The organism is Prochlorococcus sp. MIT 1306, assembly GCF_047304515.1.
In the GTDB taxonomy this organism is placed as follows: domain Bacteria; phylum Cyanobacteriota; class Cyanobacteriia; order PCC-6307; family Cyanobiaceae; genus Prochlorococcus; species Prochlorococcus marinus_D.
Genome location: NZ_CP138959.1, coordinates 258,523 through 283,296, shown reverse-complemented (window position 1 = coordinate 283,296; position 24,774 = coordinate 258,523). Strand labels below are relative to the sequence as shown.

Genomic DNA, 24,774 nt, shown 5'->3' with positions numbered 1-24,774 from the left:
GACAGAGCAGAAGACGAAATCCGTCCCTGCTATCCCGATTCGCGCTAATCGTATGGACTCAAGCCGCTGCCGGCAACCGAAAGGGACCGTGGCGCAACGCTTTATACGAAAATTGAACAATTTGATTCACTGATTTGCCTGCAATTTCCAGCCATCCCATGGGGCCAATTCCCCTCCTCGGAGGGCCCAAAGGGGAGCACTAGAAGCCAGTGCAGGCCTTGAATCTGAAGGAATCCATAGGCGCAATTTTTGCAAGCTTCTGAGCTGGCGAGGCCAATGAAAAGTCCGCCGATGTGCCAATAGAGCCAATTGAACAAACGCGACAGGAATCAACAAACGTCCACAGAAAAGTACGTTCCAAGGGTCAGGAGCAAAAACCACACAGCGCCCTGGTGTTGGCCCAGGCGTCCAAAGCAGCCGCAGCCCCGCAGCGGCTGCTTTGTTGATCAACAAAGCTGTCCAGCGAAGTCAGCCCGGGCAGGAGATAAGCCTCCTGTTCCTGCACCAACACAGGCCATCCGAGGGCATCCTGAAGTGCACGCACCCTGCAATGCCCCTCTCGACTGGTCAGCAAGATCAGGGCCGTGCGCCTCGAGGAGAGCTGTTTTAGGGCTTCAATTAGGGCCTCAAGAGTGGTTGTCGTTAAAGGCGGACAGTCGATTAAGACGGGTTCGGGGTCGCATCCCAGCCACCAGCTGTCCCCCCGTCACAGTCTCGATTGGGTGGGAAAACCCAGAGGGGCCCGCTCAGCTGCTCTGGAGAATTGCCCGACTCCAAGGCTTGGGACAACGTCATGACATTGTGAAACGGGCTGAACTTCTTCGCTTTTGCCCAATGCTTTCTGCCTCGCCGCAGACACAGCTGTAAGCAAGATGCATCTCGGCACTCCTTGGCCCCTGGGCAGCACGATCACAACAAGAGGCGTCAATTTCTCTGTGGCCGCCCCAACTGCAAAGCGCGTGGAGCTGCTGCTTTTTGCCGATGCAAATGCCACTCAGCCAGAGCACATCCTCGAGCTCCAGCCTTGCCATCGATCCGGCGACTACTGGCATGTTGAGGTGGAAGGATTGCAACCTGGCTGCTGTTATGGCTATCGGATCTTCGGCCCCCACAACCCTGGCAGCGATAGCTTTCCAGCCTCCAAGGTGCTGCTTGATCCCTGCACAAGAGCCATCAGTGGCTGGGATATCTATCAAAGAGAACAGGCCAAGGGATCGTCGCCAAATATCCAAGCCTGCCTAAAGGGAGTGGTGTGCGAACGAGAACATTTTGACTTCGCATCCCATCCACGCCCCAGGACCCCATGGAACCGCAGCGTGATCTACGAACTGCATGTAGGGGGGTTCAGCAGCGGCCAGAAGTCAGAGGTAACACCTCAGCGCCAAGGCACCTTCCTGGGACTCATTGACAAACTTCCCTATCTGCGAAAACTGGGCATCACGGCCATAGAACTGCTACCTATTTTTGCTTTCGATCCCTCTGATGCGCCAACGGGGCGGGACAACTACTGGGGCTACAGCCCTCTGAACTGGTTCACTCCCCATCCCAAATATGTTCATGGTGACGATCCATTGCAGGCTCGCCAACAAGTCCGCGAGCTGGTTGCGGCCTGTCATGACGAGGGTATTGAAGTCATCCTTGACGTGGTCTACAACCACACCACAGAAGGCAGCCTTTATGGCCCCACACTCAGCTGGCGAGGCTTCAGCGATGCTCTCTATTACCACCAAAACGACAGTGGCGAATACCTGGATGTAAGTGGTTGCGGCAACAGCATCACCGCCAATCGTCCAATCGTGAGGCAGCTGATTCTCGAATCGATGCGTTGCTGGGCCATCGAACTAGGAGTCGATGGCTTCCGCTTCGATCTAGGGATCGCCCTGAGCCGAGGCGAAGGCCTAAAGCCGCTCGAACACCCTCCCCTATTTGAAGAGATTGAAGCTGATCCAGAGCTCAGCGATTTAAAACTGTTTAGCGAACCATGGGATTGCGGTGGCCTCTATCGACTCAGCGATTTCCCAGCACAACGAATCGGAACATGGAATGGCCATTACCGAGATGATCTACGTGCCTTCTGGAAAGGAGACGAAGACAGCGCCTGGAGGATGGGACAACGCCTAAGCGGAAGTGCTGATCTCTACAAAGGTGAACCAGCTCCGCTGGGACGTTCCCTGAACTTCATCACTGCACACGATGGATTCACCCTCAATGACCTGGTGAGTTTCAACCGCAAACACAACCTCGCCAATGGAGAGAGCAACCGCGACGGTGAAAATCACAACAACAGCTGGAACAACGGCATTGAAGGCCCCTGCAGTGACCATGCCGTGCAGGCCCTACGCCATCGCCAGATGCGCAATCTGATCGCCACCCTGCTGCTTTCAAGAGGAGTGCCAATGCTGTTGATGGGAGATGAAGTGGGCCGCAGCCAGGGGGGTAACAACAACAGCTGGTGTCAGGACAACCCTCTCGGCTGGATGCTCTGGAACCCTGAACAATGCGATATGGATTTGCACCTCTTCGTCAGCAGGCTGCTCATGATTCGCCAGCAACTTTCGGAACTCTTCTGTCCCATCAATCCCCCCCCTGAAGAGATACCCGTAAGTCTTCAGCAGAGTCCAGACGATCTCTGGCTGCAATGGCATGGAGTTGAGATCGACAAGCCCGACTGGGGCAGCTGGTCCCATACCATCTGCTACAGCCTGAATCGAGGCTCCAGCGGTGCCGTGATGTGGATGGGCTTCAACGCCTACAGCAAAGCCATGCACTTTGATCTGCCTGAACCGACTTCTGCGTGGCATCTCCTCCTGGACACAGCATGTCCCAGCCCAGATGATCTACCCGCAAGACCTAATGCATGGACTTCAGGGGACATTGATCTGCAGAACCGCAGCATGTTGATCTTGCTGGCAGAGGAATACGCCTCAAAAGTCAAGCTCTAAAAGGCAAAATCAAAAAAGCGGGCGGCGGGAATCGAACCCGCGTCATCAGCTTGGAAGGCTGAGGTCTTACCACTACACAACGCCCGCACTAGCACAGCAGAACCATCGCGATAGACGAAGTGGGTCTGCGGTTCAGTGCCCCTTCATTATGACCTTGCGCATCCCCCTTTTTGCAGCTTGACGACATCCACAGCGCTTCAGGGGGGATCACGCCGCCGGCTGATGATCTCCTATGGCCTTGGCGATGCAGGAACCGGGCTGGCAGCAACTCTGCTCGGGTTCTACCTCTTCGTGTTCTTCACCGGGACCGCCGGGCTGCCTGCAATTGTTGCTGGCTCACTGCTGATGGTGATCAAGCTCTGGGATGGGATCAATGACCCAATGATCGGTTGGCTGAGCGATCACACCCAAACTCGTTGGGGCCCAAGGATTCCCTGGATGCTTGGCGCAGCACTCCCCCTAGGCATCAGCTTGGCTGCCATGTGGTGGGTTCCTCCCGGAGACGTTGCCCAGAAAACGACGTACTACATCGTGATGGCGATTCTGCTGATGACCGCCTACACCAGCGTCAATCTGCCTTACTCCGCCCTCTCCACAGAGCTCACAGAAGACACATCTGTGCGCAACCGTCTCAACGCCGCCAGATTCACTGGATCAATCATCGCTGGTGCAGGCGGCTTGATTGTGACTCCCCTACTGCTGATCAACGGTGCCAATGGTTACTTGGCCATGGGCCGCATCACCGGCACAATCGCAGCATTAGCCACCCTCGCCTGCTGCTGGGGGCTTGCCCCTTTCGCAAAAACCGCCCGGCACCCCCGCTGCAACAACGAACCTCTAAGTCGACAGCTTGTGAGGATCATCAGCAATAGACGCTTCCTCAAAGTTCTGGGGCTTTACCTGTTGCTCTGGTGCGCTTTGCAGTTGATGCAGCCAGTTGCTCTGATCTACCTGGTCCAGTTGATGCGCGTACCCGCAGAACTGGCCACCTGGATGTTGCTGCCCTTCCAGCTCTGCGCCCTGATCGGCCTCCAGGTCTGGAGCATGTATGCCAATCGCCATGGGCGTATCCGGGCACTTCTCTGGGGTGGGTGTCTATGGATCGCTGCTTGTGTTGTTTCGATGCTGCTCCCCCCCCTCTCTGCTGATGCATCCCTCGCCAACCTCTGGCCTACAGCAGGCACTGATGGTCTGAGACTGATGGCTTTGTTGGCGACCATTGGCACGGTGGGGTTTGGAGCCGCAACTGCTTATCTGATCCCTTGGTGTCTGCTACCAGATGCAATTGATGCTGACCCTGACAAGCCAGCAGGCCTCTACACCGCCTGGATGGTGCTGGTTCAGAAAATCGGTATTGGTGTGAGCATCCAACTGCTCGGCATCCTGCTTTCAATGTCTGGCTATCGCTCAGTAGCAGAAGCAGGCGGAGCACTGAGCTACACGCTTCAACCAGAATCCGCTCTGATCGCCATTCGCATGTGCATGGGATTCATTCCCGCCGTGCTTGTGGCGCTGGGTCTTGTGGTGATGCGAGGCTGGCCCGAAAGGAACTCTCACAACCAGGCAGCCACGTCATGACGACTCCTCGCTGGCTGAAGCGACTGGGCAGCAGCCTCATCATCGGAGGCCAGGCAGTGGCAGCCACCGCCAGAGGTCGTATCAACAAGGTCGACCTGTTCGATCAGCTGATGGAGGCCGGTCCAGGCAGCTTCCTGATTGTGCTGATCACAGGCTTAGCCGCAGGAACGGTCTTCAACATCCAGGTCGCCGCGGAACTGAGCAGACAAGGGGCTGGATCCACGGTGGGAGGGATTCTCGCCATTGGTATGGCAAGAGAAATCGCCCCTCTCCTCACCGCCACGCTGCTGACCGGCAAGGTAGCCACGGCCTATGCAGCTCAGCTGGGCACCATGAAGGTCACCGAACAGATCGATGCCATCACCATGCTGCGAACCGAACCGGTTGAGTACTTGGTGGTGCCAAGAGTGATCGCCATGGTTGTCATGGCACCGGTGCAATGCCTTCTGTTCTTCGGCATAGCCCTCTGGAGCGGCCAGGTCAGCAGCACCAATCTTTATCAAATTCCACCAGAGGTCTTCTGGACTTCCGTGCGCACCTGGCTGACTCCGGATGACATGCCATTCATGCTGGTCAAATCATTGGTGTTCGGCCTCCAGATTGCTGTTCTCTCCTGCGGATGGGGTCTCACAACGCGTGGTGGCCCAAAAGAAGTTGGCACCAGCACCACTGGCGCCGTTGTGATGACCCTGGTCACAGTGTCTTTGATGGATGTGTTGCTCACCCAGATTCTTTTCAGCTGATGTCATCAAGGCCCACAAACAAACGCGCAGCTATTGACAAATCCTGCTTGCCCACATATCGGTCCTAAATCAGTGATGGGTCCAGATCGGCCCTCTCTCATCAACTCCCAAAACAGACCCAACATCTCTCCTGAGAGCAATACCACCACTGCCTGCCTGGTTCATGCCTGAAGCCGACCTCCCCCTCCGCAAACAGCCTCCCCCTGGGCAGACTTCGCCTGAAGAGCTATCGCCTCAACAGCCCTCAAATAACTCAGCGGACTCTCAATCCGATCTCCTAGCTGCTCCTCAAGACAAACCAGATCTTGATCCACTCCTGCAAGTGGCCTTGACGGAGCTGCATCAACGTCGCGATCAACTCGAAACAGAAATCAAAGACCTCTCCAACCGCAAATCCCAACTAGAGAAGGAGCTCAGCAGTTCCTTCGCTGGCCAGTCCGATGCTATTGCCAGACGGGTCAAAGGCTTCCAGGACTACCTCACAGGCGCTCTGCAAGACCTGGCCCAATCAGTGGAGCAACTTGAACTGGTTGTGCAGCCTGTTGTGGTCCAACCTTCTCCCCTAGACCAACCCAATTCAACGCCCGAGGCCGCCGCTCAGGACAACGCCCTAGCTGTTGCTGACACCTTTAAACCAGACGAAAGCCTGATCCGTGAATGTCTGGAGCAATTTCTAAGTCAGCCAGACTTCTACGCCGATCCTTGGAAACTGCGACGCAGCCTTGATCCCAGGGACAAAGAACTTCTAGAAGACTGGTTTTTCAATCAAGGTGGACGAGGAGCACAGCCAAGCCGGAACAGCCGAACACGCAACATCCTTGTGGCTGCAGCCCTGATTGCCATCCTCGGTGAACTCTATGGCGACCGATTCCAAAGCCTGGTGCTTGCCGGCGAACCAGAGCGGCTTGGCGAATGGCGACGTGGCCTTCAAGATGCCCTAGGCCTCGCTCGAGAAGACTTCGGCCCAAGCAGCGGCATTGTTCTTTTTGAACGCGGCGAAGCTCTTGTAGAACGCGCCGACCGACTTGAGGAACGAGGGGAAGTCCCCCTCATCCTGATTGATGCAGCCCAACGCAGCGTAGAGATCCCCGTGCTTCAGTTCCCGCTCTGGCTAGCCTTTGCAGCTGGGCCGCAAGAACGGTTCGAAGACGAAGAACTGCTCTGATGATGTTCAACTCTCTATTTGGAAGTCTTCTCTCCCTAGTGATGGGATATCTGCTGGGTTCACTGCCCAGCGGATATCTTGCAGCCCAATGGTTGGCAGGAATCGACCTGCGTGAGAAGGGTTCTGGATCAACCGGGGCCACCAATGTGCTGCGCCAGGTGGGTAAAGGTCCTGCCCTGGCCGTTTTCCTTATCGATGTTGGCAAAGGCACAACCGCCGTACTGGTTGCCAGGGCACTTGAGCTTGATGATGGCTGGCAAGTTGCGGCAGGTCTAGCAGCCTTGGCAGGTCACATCTGGCCTGTGTGGCTGGGATGGAAAGGTGGCAAAGCTGTCGCCACAGGTCTAGGGATGCTGCTAGGCATCTCCTGGCCTGTAGGGCTGGCCTGTTTCGGCATCTTCCTCACTGTGCTGAGCTTCAGCAGGATCGTGTCGTTATCGAGCATCATCGCCGCCCTCAGCTTGCCATTGCTGATGATCTTGCGCTTTCAAGGCAACTCACCGCCGGCTTACCTGGCGGTGGCCTTTGCAGCCATGGCCATGGTGGTGTGGCGACACCGCTCCAATCTGCAACGCTTACTGGCAGGCACCGAACCTCGCCTCGGTCAGTCCAGCTGACGCTGTTCAATCTCAAAGCAGCAGCGTGCAAACGCCTCTGCCGGATCAACAGCACGGGTAATCGGCCTGCCAATCACCAAACGCGAAGCCCCTGCATTCAGCGCCGCTGCAGGACTCATGACCCTGACCTGATCTGCCAATTCAGCCCCCGAGGGGCGAATACCAGGAGTCACCAACTCAAATGGCGAGGGATGAAGTCGGCGTAAGCCGCTGACTTCCCAGGGAGAACAGACGCAGCCGCCCAAGCCTGACTCCGCTGCCAACTCAGCCAACCACTCCACCCTAGCGTGAAGAGACTGAGGAATGCACAGCTCATTCGCTAGACGCTTCTCATCCCAACTGGTGAGCACAGTGACGGCCAACAGCCTGGGTGCTGACAAGCCAACCTCCGCAGCCCCGTCGCAAGCAGCAGCCTGAGCTTCAGCGAGGGCAGCACGGCCAGCACAGGCATGCACCGTGATCAACTCTGCGCCAAAGCTCGCCGCTCGGCGACAAGCTCCTGCCATGGTGGCAGGGATATCGTGAAACTTGAGATCAAGAAAAATCCGCAACCCTTGCTCCCTTAGATCAGCCAAAACCTCTGGCCCCGCACTAACAAACAGTTCCAGGCCCACCTTGACCCAACTGACCTCTGGCAACTTTGAGCTGAATGCAAGGGCCTCAGCTCGCTCCATGCCATCAAGAGCAATGATTAGTTGATCGGCAGGAGTCAATGGCGAGGTCATCACAGCAGGGGTTGGTCCTTCACTCAACGCGTCAAACGACGAAAGGTTTTCTTGCCCACTTGCAGCACCTTGCCCATCAGCAGGCTGGAGTCAGTGAATTCCAAATTGGGATCGGTAATTTTTTTGCCATCCAGGCGTACCGCACCACCCTTGATTTGACGCCGAGCCTCGCTACTGCTCGCACAAAGGCCAATCGCACTGAGCAAATAAAAGGCCTTGGCCGGAAAATTCACATCCGAAAGCAACGCTTCTGGCACAGATGCCGCGTCATCTTGAGAGCCGAAAACCAATCTGGCTGCATCATTCTGGGCTGCTTCAGCCGCCGCGATGCCATGACGGCTGGCCGTGACCGCAAGGGCCATGGCCTGCTGCCGTTCACGCGGATTGACAGGTAAAGCTTCAGGGTCGAGATCGGTAAGCAAAACCACGTAACTGCTTACAAGGGCATCAGGAACCTTCTCCAACTTGGAATACATGGAAAGGGGGTCCTCATTCAGTCCCACAGTGTTAGAGAGACTCTTGCTCATCTTTTGAACCCCATCCAAGCCAGCCAGAATTGGGAGTAGGAGCCCAAACTGAGGGCGCTGATCGAAATGACGCTGAAGATCCCGCCCCATGGCGACATTGAATTTCTGATCAGTCCCCCCAAGTTCAACATCTGCCTGCACCGCTACCGAGTCGTAACCCTGCAAGAGGGGATAAAGAAACTCATGCAGAGCTATCGGAACACCTGAGCCATAACGATTGCCAAAGTCTTCTTTAGCCAGCATTTGCCCAACCGTGGCAGTGCCCAACAAACCAATCACCTCGGGCAAATCCAAGTCAGCCAACCACTCAGTATTACGTCGCACTTCCAGGCGCCCAGGGGTTGTGAAATCGAGCAGCGCTTTTTCCGCTGACTGCCCCTGACCCAGTTGGGCAAGATAGGTCTTTGCATTGGCCTCAATCTGCTCAGAGGTGAGCTGCACTCTGGTGCTGCTCTTGCCGGTTGGGTCACCGATTCGTGCAGTGAAATCGCCAATAATCAACACTGCTGTATGCCCCGCATCCTGAAAAGCTCTGAGTTTGCGAAACAGGATGCTGTGTCCCAGATGGATATCACGACCAGTGGGATCAATACCAAGCTTGACCCTCAGGGGTCGGTTTTGTTCTCGAGCCTCATCAAGACGAGTCGCCAGTTGCTGATCAGCATCCCCCCATTGGCCTGAAGGGAACAAGTCAACCATGCCCCGCTCTAACCAGGCCGGCATGGTGATAGGCGTCTCCGGCATCGTTAGAGGATCTCTAGCTGAGCGGATCGTACGGGTAGCGAGTCAGCCAGTCATCACTTTCAGCCAGAGTCCTGCTCAAGCTCTGTCTTCATCCGGGTCAAGGTTTGATTCATCTGCTCAAACATCTGTTCAGGCGTAATCCCGAACTGGCCCAACTGAGTGCGTAGCTGTTCAACAGTCATCTTTGCTTGAAAATCCTCGGAGAGCTCAAAACGCTTCATAAACACGCGATAGCGCTGCATCAACTCCTCCATGGTGTCGATGAACTTTTTTTTACCCTCCCGATCAAACTTTCCATATTCAGAACCGAGTTGCATCAGCTGTTGATAGTCGGTGAACAGCCGCTTGGCCTCCTCCTGAACAATCTCCGATTCAAAGAAGGCCATGAACGCCCTGGGCTTGTTGGTTGGAATTGTGCAAAATTCTCGCCGTCAGAAACAGTGCGGATCAACGTAATCTCCACAATGAGGCTCTAACCGCTCCTGTTACCTGGTTGCAACCAGTGGACATCACTCCCCGGATCTCTTCTCTCCAGGAAACAAGTCAACAAAGCCATCCCCTACTACGTCGCAGTCGCACTGTTGTCGCCACAGCCGATCGCGTCTTAATCACAAGTTGGGTGGGCTGGTTTGATTGTCTTGGTCCCCTAGTGGGCGCTGCAACCGGTGAGGACGAGACCCTCAGTTGCCTGAAAAGCTCTAATGCAGATCTCCTGATCTGCACCGATCTACTGGAGAGCGGGAATGGCCCAAGCCTGGTCCGTAAAGCAAAACAGCTCAAGCCTGATCTCAAGGCCCTGATGCTGATTCAACGACCTGTATTACGCACCCTGCTGGATGCAATCGAAGCCCATTGCGATGGCCTCTGTGCCCATGAGCTCGTCGGCAGTGGCACCCTTCTGGCGGCTCTAAGCGCAATCGAAAGCGATGGAACCTACTTAGACAGTGTGGTTGCAGGAGTTTTACGTCACGGTCGTCTCGGCAATGGCAAGACCAGCAGCCAAATCGACAACCTCAGCTTGCGAGAGGGAGATGTGCTTCGAGGAATCTGTAAAGGGATGAGCAATCAGAACATTGCCGATGAGCTCTATCTCTCGATCGATACGGTCAAGAGCCATGTGCACAACCTGCTGCAAAAATTGCCAGCACGAGATCGCACCCATGCTGTGGTGGTGGCTTTTCGTGATGGGCTGGTGGAGTTACCTCAAAGACTGCCACGTTGGCAATAACGCTGCCTTCACTGACTCGGTAACGTCCGCCTGAATGAGCGATCCCCAAAGGGTGATTGGCATCTTGCACTTTGAGCCAACAAGCACAGCTCCAAAGCTTCCGCAAAGGTGATCAATCGATGGAAACCGCGCGTGGTCAGGGCCACCTATTCCCAAACCAAGTTCTATCCGCAGGGCTCGCCCCCCGCCAAGAGCTCATTCTTAGCCGCGACCTTTTACAAAGCTGGCAGAGGCGCATTCAAGGCCATCAAACCGATCTATTCCAAGGAGAGCCAGACATCGCTCGGCAGAGCTCGCTGTTTGGTAGCGATCACGAAACAGTCACCGACCAATTGAAGCCCCTGCAGCTCACCCCTCTCCCCCTGAGCTTCTGGCGCTGGCCCAACAGCCCTCACCATGGCCCAGCCGTTTATCTGGTGATGGACCGCCCAGCAGACCTCAACACTCCTTTATTGCTTTATGTGGGCGAAACGATTGCTGCAGATCGCCGCTGGAAGGGTGAGCATGATTGCAAGGCCTACCTGGCGGCCTATGCCGAAGCCCTTGCCAAGGCAGGACTACCAAGCCAGCTCAGCATCCGTTTTTGGAGCGATGTTCCCGAGAGCACCAAAGCCCGTCGACAGCTCGAGCAACAACTGATCCAGCGCTGGCTGCCACCGTTCAACAAAGAAACAAGAGCTCGCTGGAGCACCCCGTTCACAGCTGAATGCAGCTAAACGGCACGGCTAACATCGCGCCACCTCATCAACATCCCATGGAGATTTGCCTTTTTCCAGCAACCTTGCAGAGCTGGACTGGCGATGTGCTCATGGTGGGCATGTTTGAGGGAAAGATGGAGGAACGTTTAAACGAGCTGGAAACAGTCTGCAAAGGCTCTCTGATGCAGAGCCTCGAGAAGCAGATGTTCAAAGGCAAATCCGGAGAAATCGCCACCGTTCAACTGCTCCAAAACAAGCCAAGCCTGATGGTGCTCGTAGGGCTCGGAGAACCCCAGAAGATGAGGCTTGACGACCTTCGCAAGGCCGCTGCCCTGGGAGCGAAAGCAAGCCTCGGATGCAGTGGAACCCTGGGGATGATGCTCCCCTGGGAGCCCTTGGATGCGGCCTCTGCCGCAAGGGCCGTCGCAGAAGCCGTTCGCCTTTCCCTCTATAAAGACCTCCGTTTTCGCAGTGCTCCTGAGCCCCGCTCTACGCCAACAAAACTGGAGCTCATTGGTCTGCCCGACTCAGCCGGCAAAGATCTTCAAGCCGTTCACCCCACCTGTGCGGGAGTGGAGCTAGCAAGGCAGCTGGTTGCGGCGCCTGCCAACAGTCTTACCCCTGCGGCCCTCGCCCAAACAGCGATTCAACTTGCCCACGAACACGGCCTCGAGTGCACTGTGATGGAGCGGTCTGACTGCGCCGAACGGGAAATGGGTGCCTACCTAGCAGTCTCTCAAGGTTCTGATCTGGAGCCAAAATTCATTCACCTCACCTATCGCCCTCAAGGACCAGTTCAACGACGACTGGCCCTTGTAGGCAAGGGACTGACCTTCGATTCCGGGGGATACAACCTCAAGGTTGGAGCTGCCCAGATCGATCTGATGAAGTTCGACATGGGCGGCAGCGCAGCTGTACTTGGGGCCGCCCGAGCGATTGCAGAACTGCGACCCAAGGGAGTGGAAGTGCATGTGATCGTGGCAGCCTGCGAAAACATGGTGAATGGATCCGCTGTCCATCCAGGAGACATCGTGCGGGCCTCAAACGGCACGACCATCGAGATCAACAACACCGATGCCGAAGGGCGTCTGACCCTTGCCGATGCACTGGTATACACCTGCGGACTCGAACCAGACGCAATCGTGGATTTAGCAACCCTTACAGGGGCTTGCGTTATCGCACTTGGCGACGAGATCGCTGGCCTTTGGACAGGTCATGATCCCCTGGCTGAGGGCCTAACCGCTGCCGCCGAGGCGGCCGGCGAAGGCCTTTGGCGCATGCCATTGCAAAGCTCCTATCGAGAGGGTCTCAAATCCAACCTCGCTGACCTCAAGAACACAGGGCCTCGTCCTGGCGGATCCATTACCGCGGCCCTTTTCCTCAAAGAGTTTGTTGAGGCCTCCATCCCATGGGCCCACATCGACATCGCCGGAACGGTCTGGTCTGAAAAGGGCCGTGGCCTCAATCCATCTGGTGCCACCGGCTACGGAGTTCGCACTTTGGTGAATTGGATTTGTAGTCAGTCTTGAGTCACGAGGCTTTGCATTCAACTCAGCAACAAATGAGCTGAAGAAGGAATCACAACACGAGTACAACGTTGATCGCTAAAGGTCGCGCAGGGTTGGCAATGCTCATGCCTGTAGCTAGCAACCTATGCAAAAAATTGATCAGCAAAGATTTTTCGCTTGCTTGATCAGAATCGGGACCCTGAATTTTGATGCGGGATATTGAACTGGCTTGAATGACAACAGACCTTGACCTGGTATTCGATAGCGATCTCATCAAAGAAGCTTTAAGCATCAAAGCCAGAGGGAGAGGGAAAGACCGCCTAACTCATGAGGCTGCAACATTCATCGCTCCATTCCTGGCATGAATCCGCTCTGAAAGCGAAAGGGTCTTGGGGCATTCCAAGGCATGAATCTGCCAACGTGCTCGTTCAGAAAAAGACTCCAAAACCCTTTCCAAGTCATCAGAAGCCTGCTTCGGAGAAGGATACGGGCCTACATGCCGAGTCACTAGTCCATCCTTAACGGTCAGCAGATACATACATCTCCTACTTAAATCTCCAGTAGATGTTAAGCAGCTTTTTCAGCAGGAGGGATGGGTGGAAACCCGCATCTTCACTGCGAACTACCCGATTTCAAAGGTCATCCTGATTTTATGTTTTCCTTAGATTTGCTTGATCTGGGCGCTGCCAGGGCAAGCCAGTTCGTGCTTTGTCACCCCATAGCTGATCTAGCCGACGGTCGCGGCCACAGCTGTATCGATAGAAGTTGTATTTGATGCTATTGAGCTCAGCGTAATTCTGGTGGTAATCCTCAGCCAGCCAGAATTCGCTTAAAGGTTTGATCTCAACCCTCAGATTGCTCATGGGCTCGGCCAGCTCCAAAGCCGCAGCATCAGCACTCTCACGAGCCTCGCTGGCCTGCTGATCATCTCGGGTGAAGATCACAGGTCGATAGGAGTCGCCTTGATCACAAAATTGGCCATCACCATCAAGAGGGTCAACATTGCGCCAATAGCTGCGTAGTAGCTCTGCATAGCTGATTTGAGCAGCATCAAATCGCACCCGTACAGCCTCTTGATGACCTGTGGTCTTAGAGCTCACCTGGCGATAGGTGGGGCGAGGCAAATCACCACCTGTATAACCACTCTCAGCAGAAGTCACACCGGTTAATCCCTCCAGATCATGCTCAAGACACCAAAAGCAGCCCCCGGCAAAAACGGCTTCCTCGACTGACGCCAAAACTTGAAGCGGCAAGCCAAGTAAGGCAACACAGAGAAAGATGGCAATCCACCCTCTCCGCAAAGGTCGAAACGTTGTCTTCATATCTTGGTTAAATCAAGGATTTCCTTGGCTGCCCTATCGGTAACACCTGGAACGCCAAGCGTCTGCCGCAATCGCCGATAGCCCTCGAGCATCTCATGACGCTGGGCAGGATCCTCCAATAAAGGGATAGCTGCCTGCAAAAGTGCTTCTGCAGTGAACTCATCCTGTAGTAATTCCGGCACAAGCCGTTCCTTCAGCAACAGATTCACCGGCGAGATATGGTCCACCCGAAAGCGCAAAAAGTGTCGAGCCACAAATGCTGTGATCCGACTCACCTTGTAGCCCACCACCTGGGGAACGCCACGCAAGGCCAGCTCCATATTGACGGTGCCTGATTTGCCGAGGGCAAGATCAGCCGCCGCATAAAGCATTGGTTTGAGTTCATCGGCCTGCTGAGCCGAAAGGACTCGCCCTCGAACTGCCGCTGCCTCAAGAGCCTCCTGCAAAGACGTCTCAAAACTTGCTAATCCTGCAGGAACAATTACCTCAAGGGATGGGTCACGCTGCTGAAGCAAAGCTGCTGCCTTGGCGAGAGTGGGCATCAAGTAACGAAGTTCCTGTTGCCGGGAAGCCGGTAAAAGCAACAACAATCTTTGGCCAGACTTCAAGCCAAGCCGCTCACGCGCCAGCTGACGATCAGGCAGCACACTCACCGTATCAAGCAATGGATGACCGACCCAAGTCACCTTGGCCCCCCGCTGGGCATAGAACTCAGCTTCAACGGGAAAGATTGCCAAAATTCTGTCGGTGAAACTCAGCAGCTGAGTGGTGCCGCCATCGCCAAAACGCCAAGCCCATTCCTGAGGAGCGATGTAGTAAATGATCGGCACCTTGGGAAACCAGCGCCGTAACTTGTGCCCCAAACGCACGTTGGCCCCCATGTAATCGATCAGTACCACGGCATCGGGTGGTCGCTGCTTGAGCACGTGATCCACCCGAGACTGAAGTCGCAAAGTGGGAAGCACCAGAGGCAGGGCCTCCCAAAGTCCAATCGCACCCATCGGAGCCGTATCAGCAAGCAGTTCTGCACCAGAAGCCTGCATGCGGGGACCTCCAAGGGCCATCAACTCAAGCGGTAAGTCTCTTGATTCAACCTCCCTTTGGAGAGCTTGAATCAAGAGACTTCCCTGCAAATCACCAGAGACCTCGCCAGTGCTGATCAGCAGGCGCACCATCAGTGACTCAAAGACGTCGCAGGCATAGGACCGCGACGTCCCTTCTCAATCGAGGCCTCCAGAAAGGCACAGAGGTGTGCAGCCGCTGGCATCAACTGCTCTTGTCGAGCAAGCCGCAACCCCTCAACAAAGACATGGTCAGATCGAAACAGCAGATTCCAAATCTCCTGCAACTGGCCAAGCTCTCCTCCCTCTTGAGTCTTCAGACCACTGCGCCGCAGGCCAACACGATTAAGCCCCCTCAATCGACCTGGATGCCCTTCGGCGAGGCAGTACGGGGGTACATCGCGATCAACCCTTGTCATGCCTCCAACCATGGCAAGACTGCCAATGTGAACGAATTGGTGAATTCCTAAGCAGCCGCCGATCACGGCCCGGTCTTCAACCACGACATGACCAGCCACTTGAATTCCATTCGACATCACAATCCCATTGCCCAGCTCACAGTTGTGACCAAGGTGGCAATAGGCCATCAACAAGTTGTGATCACCGATCTTGGTCTGTTCACCTTCCTCCGTGGCCCGGTTGATGGTGACGGATTCTCTAATTGTGTTGGCATCGCCAATCACGACCTCTGTGGGTGCGCCGCGATACTTGAGGTCCTGTGGCTCAAGACCAAGGCAGGCACCGGGGAAGATCCGGTTCTTGGCGCCAAGGGTCAAACGGCCATCGAGCACCACATGGGGACCAATCCAGGTATCAGGACCAATCTTCACGTCAGGTCCAATCACTGCTCCCGGCCCAACAATGACACCGGAAGCGAGCTCAGCACGAGGATCCACCACTGCCGCAGGGTGAACCTGAGCCTTTTTTTCGGCAGTGATCGCTGAGAGTTTGCTCACCTCGCTCATGATCCTCAGTCCACCAAGGAAAACATCAACTCACCAGAGCAAACCAGCTGGCCCTCCACCCTGGCTTCCCCCCTGACCTTGCCAAAGCGCTGCCGCTTCAAGCTAAGCAGCTCGCAGCTAATTATGAGCTGATCTCCTGGCACCACCGGACGGCGAAAACGAACTGCATCGATCCCTGCAAACACGAATAACCCCTTGGGCAGATCTGGCATCTGGGCCACGATCAAACCACCCACCTGGGCCATCGCCTCAACAATCAAGACCCCAGGCATCAAAGGCCGATCAGGGAAATGACCCTGGAACTGAGGTTCATTGAGGGTCACATTTTTGATCGCAACAGCCCGCTGGCCAGGTTCATGGAGCACAACACGATCAACCAGTGCAAACGGATATCGATGAGGCAGCAGCCCCATGATCTGCTCACTTGTCAACACAGCAGTATTAGGAGAGGTATCGGTCAAGAGACAGTCACAGGACAGACGGCAAGGAGAGCATTCGCCAGATCGTTATGGAGTCCATGGGAGCCCCGATAGACGAGAACCTGAGCCTGAGGGAATCCCACAAGTGCAAGATCTCCGATCAAGTCCAAGAGCTTATGGCGCACTGGTTCATCAGCAAATCGCAGTGGCGGGTTCAACCAGTGATCACCATCACAAACCAAGGCATTGTCGAGGGCACCCCCCTGGATAAGGCCCGCCGCCAAGAGCTGATCCACCTGTTCGCGAAACCCAAATGTTCTCGCCGGAGCAATCTGTTCAGTAAACCCCTCTGGAGTGAGCTCAATCGCCAGCATCTGATGACCAATAGCAGCTTGTGGGAAATCAATCACACCAACAACATTGAAGCGCTCGGCAGGTGTCGCTGTGATCACACTGCTACCGCGATGACAAACCAAAGCACGCTCAAGCACGAGCGGATCGGCACGAGGGGTTGCAGCAGGAGTCAGTCCCACCTCGGCTATCGCCTCCACCCAGCCCAGAGCTGAACCATCAAGAAGCGGTATTTCCTCACCACCAACCTGGATCTCCACATGGGTCAAGCCACAGCCAGCCAAGGCCGCAAGTAGATGTTCCACCGTGCCTAAATGGCGGTCGCCCAGTTCCAAAGTGGTGCAAAGCTGACTATCGCGAACCTGATGTGGCCCCAAAGTGACTGGTGGGTCGCTGTTGTCCAGCCAGGAGACATGGAAGCCAACTTGCGCCGAAGGCTGTAAGCGCACTTCGGCGACCTCCCCACCATGAAGCCCAATCCCTCGTCTTGAGACAGCTCCGCCTAGGGTCCAAGCACGGTCATAACTGGTGGGCCAAAAAGCCACTAGAACTTCCAGCCAACCCCGAGATTAAAGCGCCACTCATCGGTGAAATCCTGGGTTGCCACCTCAAGGCGCAATGGCCCTACTGGAGTGGTAACAATCAGACCAGAACCGATCGAGAATCCAGAACCAGGCTTGTCGAGAAGTTTGCCTGGCTTACCAGGAACATTCTCTTGAGAACCTAAATCAGTACCGCCATCAACGAAAACCTCACCAGAAACGATATTCCAAATCGGGAATCGATATTCAATCGTCGCTTCAACAAAGCTTCGTCCCACAGATAAATCACAATCACTCCAACCTCTTACGGAATTAGATCCACCAAGACAGAAGGCTTCATAAGGAGGCAAATCGCCTAAAACTGTGCCTGCCTTAACCTGAAAAGCAAGGGCCTGAGGACAATTTTCCGGTTCCCCTGGCTTAGGACGGCAGCCCTTGGCAAGTTTCAACCAATTAACTGGAATGAAATGTGTATAGCTAGTCCGAAGACGGTTAAAGGTCGGTGAATGCTCCCCAACAGATACAAATTGCTCAGTGCCGAAACTAAAGAAGTTGCCAGAAGTTGGATTGCGAGGATCATTCAAATTATTATAAGTAGCCGCAACTCTTACACCAAGTAGATTGTTTTCATCTGCACAATCAAAGGCGATACAAATCACATCATCATCAGGCACTTGGCCATGCTTAATGTCATCACTTGCGACACCATAAGGACGGCTATCACCGGAGAAGTTGATCGGGCGAACCTTTTGAATATTCAAACCAGCCAAGACATTCCATGGCGCCTTCTTATAAGGGTCACCTCCATTTAGAGGCCTTGCAAAAACTATATTGCCGCCAATTCTTTGCAACGCGACAGAGTTACCCTCATAGTCAAACCAGCTGTACTGTGGATATTCACTCTCAGCCTTTGAAACGGAATCAAATTTGCGACCAGCAGGGTTATCAGTCTTATTAATTTGATAAGCGTAGCTTGAATTGCCATCATAGTAATCTTTAACGGTGCGAATATTGCCATTACTTTGGCTCTGAAAAACTTGCGGAACCTCACGACTGAGGAATAAAGAGGTACGGAATGAGGTGCGGTGAGCATCACCCTTAATCCATGGATCGGTAAATGTAATGCTTCCCAAGCCTCCATACTGACCATAAGTAATGTTCAATGCCATATTCCAGGCACGACCAAAAAGATTGCTGTCCTGGAGTTGTATCTGGCCAAAAACACCCTGACTCTGGCTATAACCCAGACCACCTGACAACGAACCGGTGGACTGCTCAACAATGCCAAGAATGATTGTCACATTGCCAGGTTCACCAGCAACCGGTTTCAAGGTGACTTTGACATCACTGAAAAGAGATGTGCCATAGAGACGCTTAATATCAGCCTCAAGCTGATTTCGATTAAACACTTCGCCAGGCTTGATTGATATCTCTCGTGTAATCACCCAGGGCTTGGTCTTGCCATTAATCGGCTCACCCTTCTCATCGGTGGAATCACCTTCCTTATTGAGGAACTGCACTTCCACCCCTGCCACCGTGCCCTGGATCACCTTGAGCTGCACCACTCCCTGTGGAGAAACGCGCGTAGGGCCGGTGACCCGAGCCAGGGAATATCCCTCGTTTGCGTACCACTGCTGCAACTCCTTCATACGAGCCTGCAGTTCATTGAGATTGAGAGTCCTGCCGTAGTCGGGGCTGAATGTTTCCTCAATCACAGATTCAGAAAGCTCAACATCAGGTGGATCAAGTTCCACTTTGGTGAGCAATGGATTGGGCTGCACCTGCACCACGAGCTGAACCCCTAAAGGGCCGTCACTCGGGTCAATGCGCACATCAGAAAACCAGCCCGTGGAGTAAATCGCATCGAGATCACGTTTGAGCTCATCTCGAGTCACACGACTACCGGGACGCACAACCATGGCGTCATAAGCGGCGAGTTCAACACGCTCTTGCTCCGGATGGCCTGAAATCCCTTCGATGATCACCTCGGTGATCAAGACACGAGGCTCCTCAGGCAGCTGTTCAGATGCGTTGAGAGGCAGCTCTTGCTGCTCAGCAGGGGTGACCTGAATCTGCTCGGCCTCCAGGCCTTCCTCGACGACGCCTTCAGGAGTGGCCACCTCCTCCACCTGCACATCATCGTTAACCAAGATCTCCGTGGCTGGGGGCTGAGTGTCCTGCTCGGGTGTCTGAGCGCGCGCAGGAGCAGCAAGAAGCGGCAAGGCCAGAACCAGGCCAAATGCACCTCGCCGCAAGGCATCAGAGGGTCCGCTAGATAGGAAGCTGGCCATGGGCGATAGGAATCCGGCTACAAAGCCGCCAAATGTGCGCTGACATTACCTGCAGTTGAAGGGATTAGCTCATACCCCTTGGACCCGTTTGAGGATCTCCCCGTAGGCTTCAATCACTCCACCAAGGTCCTGGCGGAAGCGATCCTTATCGAGAATGCGGGCCTGGGGATCGCTATTTCGATGGTCCCAAAGCCTGCAGGTATCAGGACTGATTTCATCCGCCACCAGCAGAGTGCCTGCTCTGTTGAGTCCAAGTTCGAGCTTGAAGTCCACCAACAACAGGTCCAAGCTCTCAAAAAATGACAGCAACAGCTGATTCACCCGACGGGCCAACTGTTCGATCTCTAAACGCTGCTGCGAACTGATCAATCCAAGCAGCTGCAGCCTTGATTCGCTCAGCAGGGGATCTCCCAAATTGTCGTCCTTGTAGTAGAGGTCCAACAAAGCGGGCGAAAGCTCAGTACCAGCCGCAATCGGCGTTTGTTGACAAAGCGATCCAGTCGCCACGTTGCGAATCACAACCTCCAGGGGAATCACATCAACATGCTGAACAAGCATCCAGGTTTCGGCGGCCAGGCCGAGGTAGTGGGTGGGCACACCCTCACGCTCAAGCATCTCGAACAGTCGTGCCGAGATCTGACAGTTCAGTCGCCCCTTGCCCTCGAGTTCAGCCCGTTTGAGCGCATTAAACGCCGTGGCGTCATTCTTGAACTCCACCAACACACGATCGGGCTGATCCGCAGAGAAGACCCTTTTGGCCTTGCCCTCATAGAGCAGAGAGCCGTGATCTGGCGTCATTTGAATTCTGATGGAACTGAAACAGGAGGCGCACTTTGATGCGCTTCAACAGCAGCATGGCCGCCAGGCTGACGCGGCGAGCGCAGCTCCTGCTCTAGCAGAGTTGCAGCATCCTGTTGATCTAGATCCCCCCGAACCAACTCCCACAGGGTGTAGCGGTCATCGAGGCGATTCGCGAGACGCTCTAGACGCTGTCGAGGCCTTAAGCCGTCACCACCCGCTGCTAAATCGAACTTCAATTGCAATCGCAGCAAGTCTTCTGCCAGCCCCCAAGCTTGATCTGCAGCCGCCTGGTCAAGGGCTGATTCCAACAGTGTTGAGTGCTGATCGTTGCCTAGACCTTGAAGCAACTCAGCGGCCTGAGCAAGACGGCGGGCCCCCAATGCGCCACGCTCACGGCCAGCCAACAGCACCATGACCGCCTCAGCCGAACGATCCATGGAAAGCTCATGTTCCACCAAGAGATCAAGAGCAGCGCGGGTCAGCGGCAGGCCATCATCTCCATAGCCAACGGTGAGCTGCTCAAAATTCAAGGCCGTGAGATCGCCATTTGCCAGGCGTCGCAGAGCAAGGGCCGCCTGGGCATGATCCAAAGATGCGTTGGCCGCCTGCCAGGAGAGCAGCAACCAAGCGCGACGCTGACTGCCTGGCGCTGGGCTGATGCGACTGAGCACCTTCTGCGTGCTAGCTGGAGCCTTGCAGACCATCAGCGCTTCAGCATTGGCGATCACAACCTCAAAGGGTTGAGGTGCAGGAGCAATGTCGATCAGGCGATTACGAAGTTCCTGCAGACGCAAGTTGAAGCCAAACAGGGCTGCGTCAGCACAAGCTGTGTTGAGCTCTGGTATCGCCCCATCGAGCAACACTTGCCGATAGACCAGTTCAGCCATGGGCTCCCTAGCAGGAGCACGGGGGCCAGGCGCAGAATTAAGAGGCGCAGCCTGATTAACGGCAGCCAGCAGCAGCACAGTCAGCGGCAGCGAATGAATCCCCATGGAGTTGAGTCGTTCAACAAAGATGGAAGAGGGCAACGGATTCCTCTGACGAGATCCGACCTGCTCAAACCTAGGGGTCTTCCCCGTCCCTGCTTGTTCCTATGGCCATGTCCAGCACCCGTCCCCATCCTCTCCCCCCTTTAGAGCGGCTGCTTGTGGTTGGTAGTGGTGGGCGTGAAAACGCGCTTGCATGGGCACTACGACGCTGTTCCGGCATAGAAGACGTCTGGGTCACACCAGGGAATGGGGGCACAAAAGAGCACCAGGGCTGTGGGTGCCTGGCGATCGCAGAAACCGACATCAATGGCCTGATTGATGCCTGCCAATCGCTTCAGATCGATCTAGTGGTAATAGGGCCGGAAGCTCCACTGGCCGCTGGCGTGGCTGACGAACTGCGCAAGGCCGGGCTAGCTGTATTTGGGCCAGGGGCCGAGGGTGCCCAGCTGGAAGCCAGCAAAGCCTGGTCCAAAACCCTGATGGCTCAAGCCGGCGTGCCAACAGCAAAACACTGGACAGTGAGCACAGCAGCAGACGCTCTGAGCGTGCTGAATCAAGTGCAACAACCCTTGGTTGTTAAGGCCGATGGTTTAGCAGCAGGCAAAGGGGTCTGCGTAGCCGACAGCATCGAAGCAACAGCTGAAGCGATCCAGGAGGTCTTCAGCGGCCGATTCGGAGCTGCCGGTTGCCAATTGGTGCTTGAAGAGCGACTAGAGGGGCCAGAAGTATCCGTCTTCGCACTCTGCGATGGCGAGCAATTGTTATTGCTGCCCCCTGCTCAGGATCACAAACGTCTAGAAGACGGCGACAGGGGCCCTAACACCGGGGGCATGGGGGCTTATGCCCCGGCTCCCCTGCTCGATGCAGCAGGACTCGACCTTGTGCGCAGGGTTGTCCTTGAGCCAACCCTTGCGACCCTGAAGCAGCGAGGCATCGACTATCGAGGTGTCATCTATGCCGGATTGATGCTCACCCCCTCTGGGCCGCAGGTGATTGAATTCAACTGTCGCTTCGGCGATCCCGAATGCCAGACCCTCATGCCACTGATGGGTCCAGAGCTGGCAAAAGTTCTGCAGGCTTGTGCACTTGGTTGCCTCGATCAAGCACCAGAGCTATTGATCGAGGACTGCTGCAGTGCATGTGTCGTGGCAGCAGCAGCGGGCTACCCCAATGCACCCCGCAAGGGTGACCGCATCAACATTCAGCTGCAGCAAGGCCCATCCCTACAGCTTTTCCATGCTGGCACCCGCTGCACTGAAGAGGGAGATCAACTGACCAATGGCGGCAGAGTGTTGGCGGTTGTGGCTCAAGCAAACGATTTTGATCAGGCCTTCTCAAACGCCTACCAAGGTCTTGATCAGGTGTATTTCGAAGGGATCACTTACCGCCGGGACATCGGTCACCAAGTGCGCCAGTCCTAGGGTGAAGAGACGCTGAATGGGTTGATGGCCAGCAGTACTTCGCAAGCCATCGCCGAGTGGGCTCCCCCAGGAGATGGCCAACCCCCACCAGAGCCACCCGGCTGGGGGGAACGCATCTATCTCTGGTGGGCAGAATTCAGCCTGCAAACCAAGTTGTTGGCAATCGCCACACTGGTGGTAAGCCTGCTGATGACAGGCGTCACCTTCTTCGTCCTCAACGGCATCCAAAGGGATGCAGGGATGAATGACACGCGTTACGCCAGGGACCTAGGACTCCTCCTTTCCGGAAACGTCACTGAACTTGTCGCCCAAGGACGTGACAGGGAACTGGCAACTGTTGCCGAACAATTCTGGCGCTCGCGCAGCCTTCGTTACATCTTCTTCGCCGACCCAGATGGCTTGATCTATCTGGGAATCCCCATTAGCGCTTCCCCTGTCAGCGGTGATAACGATCTGCAACTCAACCATCGCTTGGAACTGCCAGCAGAGCTGCCATCACGACCAGAAAACGCACTGATTCGCCAGCACCTCACCCCTCAAGGTCAACTCACCGATGTCTTCGTTCCACTGGTGTGGAAAGGTGATTATCTAGGGACACTGGCTCTGGGGGTCAACCCCAACGACACAGCTCTTGCCAGCGCGGCTCTCACGCGACAGGTGACGATTGCCGTCTTCATCTCCATCTGGGTGCTTGTAATTCTCGGCGCCGTTTTCAATGCTCTAACGATCACGCAGCCTGTGAAGGAGCTGCTGCGCGGTGTAAGGGCCATTGCTTCCGGCAATTTCGAAGCTCGAATCGCTCTACCGATGGGAGGAGAACTGGGAGAACTCCTGAATGGCTTCAACGCCATGGCCTCCCAACTGGAGGCCTATGACGCCGCCAATATTGAAGAGCTCACTGCCGCCCAAGTGAAGCAGCAATCGCTGATTGCCACGATGGCCGATGGCGCTTTACTGCTCGATGAAGTTGGACAAATCGTGCTGGCCAACCCAACAGCACGGCGGCTATTTCGCTGGGAAGGTCGAAATCTTGAGGGCCAGGAACTGCTCAATGAGTTACCAGAGATCATCGCAAACGAACTGCATGATCCACTTCAATCTCTGCTGCGCAATATCGGTGAAAGTAACGATCTGCGTTGCAGTCTTGAAGAACCATCACGCACACTTCGCATCGTGTTGCAGTCAGTACGTGATCAAAGTGGTGAAACCCTTAAAGGCATCGCAATCACAGTGCAGGACCTCACAAGAGAAGTGGAGCTCAATGCAGCCCAAAGCCGCTTCATTAGCAACGTTTCACATGAACTTAGAACACCACTGTTCAATATCAAAAGCTATGTAGAAACACTGCATGATCTCGGTGATCAACTCAGCGAAGAAGAAAAGAAAGAATTCTTAGGTGTTGCTAATTCCGAAACCGATAGGCTGGCTCGACTCGTCAATGATGTACTCGACCTTTCGCGATTGGAATCCGGACGGACCGTGCAGTTCGAGCCCATGGATCTTCGCCCTGCCATCGAGCAAACCCTACGCAACTATCGGCTTAATGCAGATGACAAGCAGATTCATATTGAGTTCAATACAGATGATGAGCTACCAACAATCCTGGGAAATTGGGATCTATTACTCCAAGTGCTCGACAATTTAGTCGGCAATGGGCTCAAGTTTAGTCGTGCTGGTGGAAGCCTGATGGTGCGAGCCTACACATGGCCTGATAGCTGCAAAATGTCTCCAATCGAGAGCAGCAAATCAGCACCACATTGCGAATTTTTCTCTCCACTCCCCAAGCTCCGCGTAGAAGTTTCGGACACAGGCCATGGCATCAATCAGGATGACCAACAACATATTTTTGACCGCTTCTATCGTGTGGAAAATGCCGTGCATACAGAAGCCGGCACCGGTCTTGGACTATCAATCGTGCGCGGCATCATCGAAAAGCATGGCGGCCAAATACGAATGGCCAGTGAGGTTGAGCTGGGCACAACCTTTTGGTTTGATCTACCTCTTGAGCAAACAGATGCCGACGAGCTTATCGTGCAATCAGTACGAACAACTCGGCAACAAGAACAAGGTTTAGAACTCTAATTCAGCCAATAAACTGAATCAACTAGTGGCTTTAAGGCCCTTACATCGAAGCAAC

At 54.9% G+C, this 24,774-nt stretch carries 22 protein-coding genes, 1 tRNA gene and 1 pseudogene; 10 read left to right on the top strand and 14 right to left on the bottom strand.

Translation table 11 applies throughout. The features are described from left to right. Positions 1 to 126 precede the first annotated feature (126 nt). A pseudogene (locus tag SIB74_RS01440) lies at positions 127 to 795 on the bottom strand (MBL fold metallo-hydrolase). Positions 796 to 872: 77 nt separating this feature from the next. Between SIB74_RS01440 and SIB74_RS01435 the strand changes: the two are divergent. Beyond that, positions 873 to 2,942 (top strand): glycogen debranching protein, encoded by a 2,070-nt coding sequence (locus SIB74_RS01435; protein WP_063396418.1) that lies wholly within the window; start codon positions 873 to 875, stop codon positions 2,940 to 2,942. A 16-nt stretch (positions 2,943 to 2,958) separates the two neighbouring features. Here the strand turns inward: SIB74_RS01435 and SIB74_RS01430 are convergent. Beyond that, positions 2,959 to 3,029, bottom strand: a tRNA-Gly gene (locus SIB74_RS01430). Positions 3,030 to 3,164: 135 nt separating this feature from the next. Between SIB74_RS01430 and SIB74_RS01425 the strand changes: the two genes are divergently transcribed. From SIB74_RS01425 to plsY, 4 genes are all read left to right on the top strand, one after another. Beyond that, on the top strand, positions 3,165 to 4,520 hold the full coding sequence (locus SIB74_RS01425; RefSeq protein WP_063396274.1) for an MFS transporter: 1,356 nt from the start codon (positions 3,165 to 3,167) through the stop codon (positions 4,518 to 4,520). Beyond that, on the top strand, positions 4,517 to 5,263 hold the full coding sequence (locus SIB74_RS01420; RefSeq protein WP_063396275.1) for an MlaE family ABC transporter permease: 747 nt from the start codon (positions 4,517 to 4,519) through the stop codon (positions 5,261 to 5,263). Before SIB74_RS01425 ends, SIB74_RS01420 begins: the two co-directional genes overlap by 4 nt. 163 nt (positions 5,264 to 5,426) lie before the next feature. After that, complete coding sequence (locus SIB74_RS01415; RefSeq protein WP_063396276.1) at positions 5,427 to 6,428, top strand: DUF3086 domain-containing protein; 1,002 nt, start codon at positions 5,427 to 5,429, stop codon at positions 6,426 to 6,428. Between the two features lie 2 nt (positions 6,429 to 6,430). Then, positions 6,431 to 7,045, top strand: coding sequence for a glycerol-3-phosphate 1-O-acyltransferase PlsY (gene plsY, locus SIB74_RS01410; RefSeq protein WP_063396277.1), 615 nt, complete (start codon positions 6,431 to 6,433; stop codon positions 7,043 to 7,045). Here the strand turns inward: plsY and pyrF are convergent. From pyrF to SIB74_RS01395, 3 genes are read right to left on the bottom strand one after another with little or no spacing between them, the layout of a single operon-like run. Further along, on the bottom strand, positions 7,033 to 7,770 hold the full coding sequence (pyrF, locus tag SIB74_RS01405) for an orotidine-5'-phosphate decarboxylase (protein WP_063396419.1): 738 nt from the start codon (positions 7,768 to 7,770) through the stop codon (positions 7,033 to 7,035). The two genes, plsY and pyrF, sit on opposite strands and share 13 nt — an antisense overlap. A 23-nt stretch (positions 7,771 to 7,793) precedes the next feature. Beyond that, on the bottom strand, positions 7,794 to 9,041 hold the full coding sequence (tyrS, locus tag SIB74_RS01400; protein WP_063396278.1) for a tyrosine--tRNA ligase: 1,248 nt from the start codon (positions 9,039 to 9,041) through the stop codon (positions 7,794 to 7,796). A gap of 59 nt (positions 9,042 to 9,100) precedes the next feature. Further along, the gene (locus SIB74_RS01395) at positions 9,101 to 9,427 is read right to left on the bottom strand and encodes a DUF1825 family protein (RefSeq protein WP_063396279.1); all 327 of its coding nucleotides are present in this window, start codon (positions 9,425 to 9,427) and stop codon (positions 9,101 to 9,103) included. Positions 9,428 to 9,543: 116 nt separating this feature from the next. Here SIB74_RS01395 and SIB74_RS01390 point away from each other — a divergent pair, with 116 nt between their 5' ends. From SIB74_RS01390 to SIB74_RS01380, 3 genes are all read left to right on the top strand, one after another. Then, positions 9,544 to 10,269, top strand: coding sequence for a response regulator transcription factor (locus SIB74_RS01390; RefSeq protein ID WP_063396420.1), 726 nt, complete (start codon positions 9,544 to 9,546; stop codon positions 10,267 to 10,269). A 119-nt stretch (positions 10,270 to 10,388) separates the two neighbouring features. Then, on the top strand, positions 10,389 to 10,985 hold the full coding sequence (locus SIB74_RS01385; protein ID WP_156486148.1) for a GIY-YIG nuclease family protein: 597 nt from the start codon (positions 10,389 to 10,391) through the stop codon (positions 10,983 to 10,985). A gap of 38 nt (positions 10,986 to 11,023) precedes the next feature. Then, positions 11,024 to 12,496: a leucyl aminopeptidase gene (locus SIB74_RS01380; protein WP_063396421.1), complete on the top strand. Its 1,473-nt coding sequence runs from the start codon at positions 11,024 to 11,026 to the stop codon at positions 12,494 to 12,496. Between the two features lie 304 nt (positions 12,497 to 12,800). Here SIB74_RS01380 and SIB74_RS01375 read toward each other — a convergent pair whose 3' ends face one another. From SIB74_RS01375 to SIB74_RS01335, 9 genes are all read right to left on the bottom strand, one after another. Then, positions 12,801 to 13,013, bottom strand: coding sequence for a hypothetical protein (locus SIB74_RS01375; protein ID WP_011825229.1), 213 nt, complete (start codon positions 13,011 to 13,013; stop codon positions 12,801 to 12,803). 112 nt (positions 13,014 to 13,125) lie between these two features. Continuing rightward, positions 13,126 to 13,797: a peptide-methionine (S)-S-oxide reductase MsrA gene (gene msrA, locus SIB74_RS01370; protein WP_063396281.1), complete on the bottom strand. Its 672-nt coding sequence runs from the start codon at positions 13,795 to 13,797 to the stop codon at positions 13,126 to 13,128. Then, on the bottom strand, positions 13,794 to 14,972 hold the full coding sequence (gene lpxB, locus SIB74_RS01365) for a lipid-A-disaccharide synthase (RefSeq protein ID WP_063396282.1): 1,179 nt from the start codon (positions 14,970 to 14,972) through the stop codon (positions 13,794 to 13,796). The genes msrA and lpxB overlap by 4 nt, the downstream gene beginning before the upstream one ends. Continuing rightward, positions 14,972 to 15,823, bottom strand: coding sequence for an acyl-ACP--UDP-N-acetylglucosamine O-acyltransferase (gene lpxA, locus SIB74_RS01360; protein ID WP_063396283.1), 852 nt, complete (start codon positions 15,821 to 15,823; stop codon positions 14,972 to 14,974). Before lpxA ends, lpxB begins: the two co-directional genes overlap by 1 nt. A 5-nt stretch (positions 15,824 to 15,828) precedes the next feature. Beyond that, positions 15,829 to 16,236, bottom strand: coding sequence for a 3-hydroxyacyl-ACP dehydratase FabZ (fabZ, locus tag SIB74_RS01355; RefSeq protein ID WP_369818033.1), 408 nt, complete (start codon positions 16,234 to 16,236; stop codon positions 15,829 to 15,831). A gap of 44 nt (positions 16,237 to 16,280) precedes the next feature. Next, a complete protein-coding gene (lpxC, locus tag SIB74_RS01350) occupies positions 16,281 to 17,138 on the bottom strand; it encodes a UDP-3-O-acyl-N-acetylglucosamine deacetylase (RefSeq protein ID WP_063396285.1) in 858 nt (285 codons plus the stop codon). Next, entirely contained in the window at positions 17,138 to 19,426 is a 2,289-nt protein-coding gene (locus tag SIB74_RS01345) for a BamA/TamA family outer membrane protein (protein WP_063396286.1), read from the bottom strand. Before SIB74_RS01345 ends, lpxC begins: the two co-directional genes overlap by 1 nt. Positions 19,427 to 19,495: 69 nt before the next feature. After that, complete coding sequence (gene purC / locus SIB74_RS01340) at positions 19,496 to 20,224, bottom strand: phosphoribosylaminoimidazolesuccinocarboxamide synthase (RefSeq protein WP_063396287.1); 729 nt, start codon at positions 20,222 to 20,224, stop codon at positions 19,496 to 19,498. Then, the gene (locus SIB74_RS01335; RefSeq protein ID WP_063396423.1) at positions 20,221 to 21,219 is read right to left on the bottom strand and encodes a hypothetical protein; all 999 of its coding nucleotides are present in this window, start codon (positions 21,217 to 21,219) and stop codon (positions 20,221 to 20,223) included. Before SIB74_RS01335 ends, purC begins: the two co-directional genes overlap by 4 nt. Positions 21,220 to 21,320: 101 nt before the next feature. Between SIB74_RS01335 and purD the strand changes: the two genes are divergently transcribed. Both purD and SIB74_RS01325 read left to right on the top strand, forming a co-directional pair. Beyond that, the gene (gene purD / locus SIB74_RS01330; protein WP_063396288.1) at positions 21,321 to 22,637 is read left to right on the top strand and encodes a phosphoribosylamine--glycine ligase; all 1,317 of its coding nucleotides are present in this window, start codon (positions 21,321 to 21,323) and stop codon (positions 22,635 to 22,637) included. Positions 22,638 to 22,661: 24 nt separating this feature from the next. Then, on the top strand, positions 22,662 to 24,719 hold the full coding sequence (locus SIB74_RS01325; RefSeq protein WP_063396289.1) for an ATP-binding protein: 2,058 nt from the start codon (positions 22,662 to 22,664) through the stop codon (positions 24,717 to 24,719). The last annotated feature ends 55 nt before the right edge of the window (positions 24,720 to 24,774 follow it).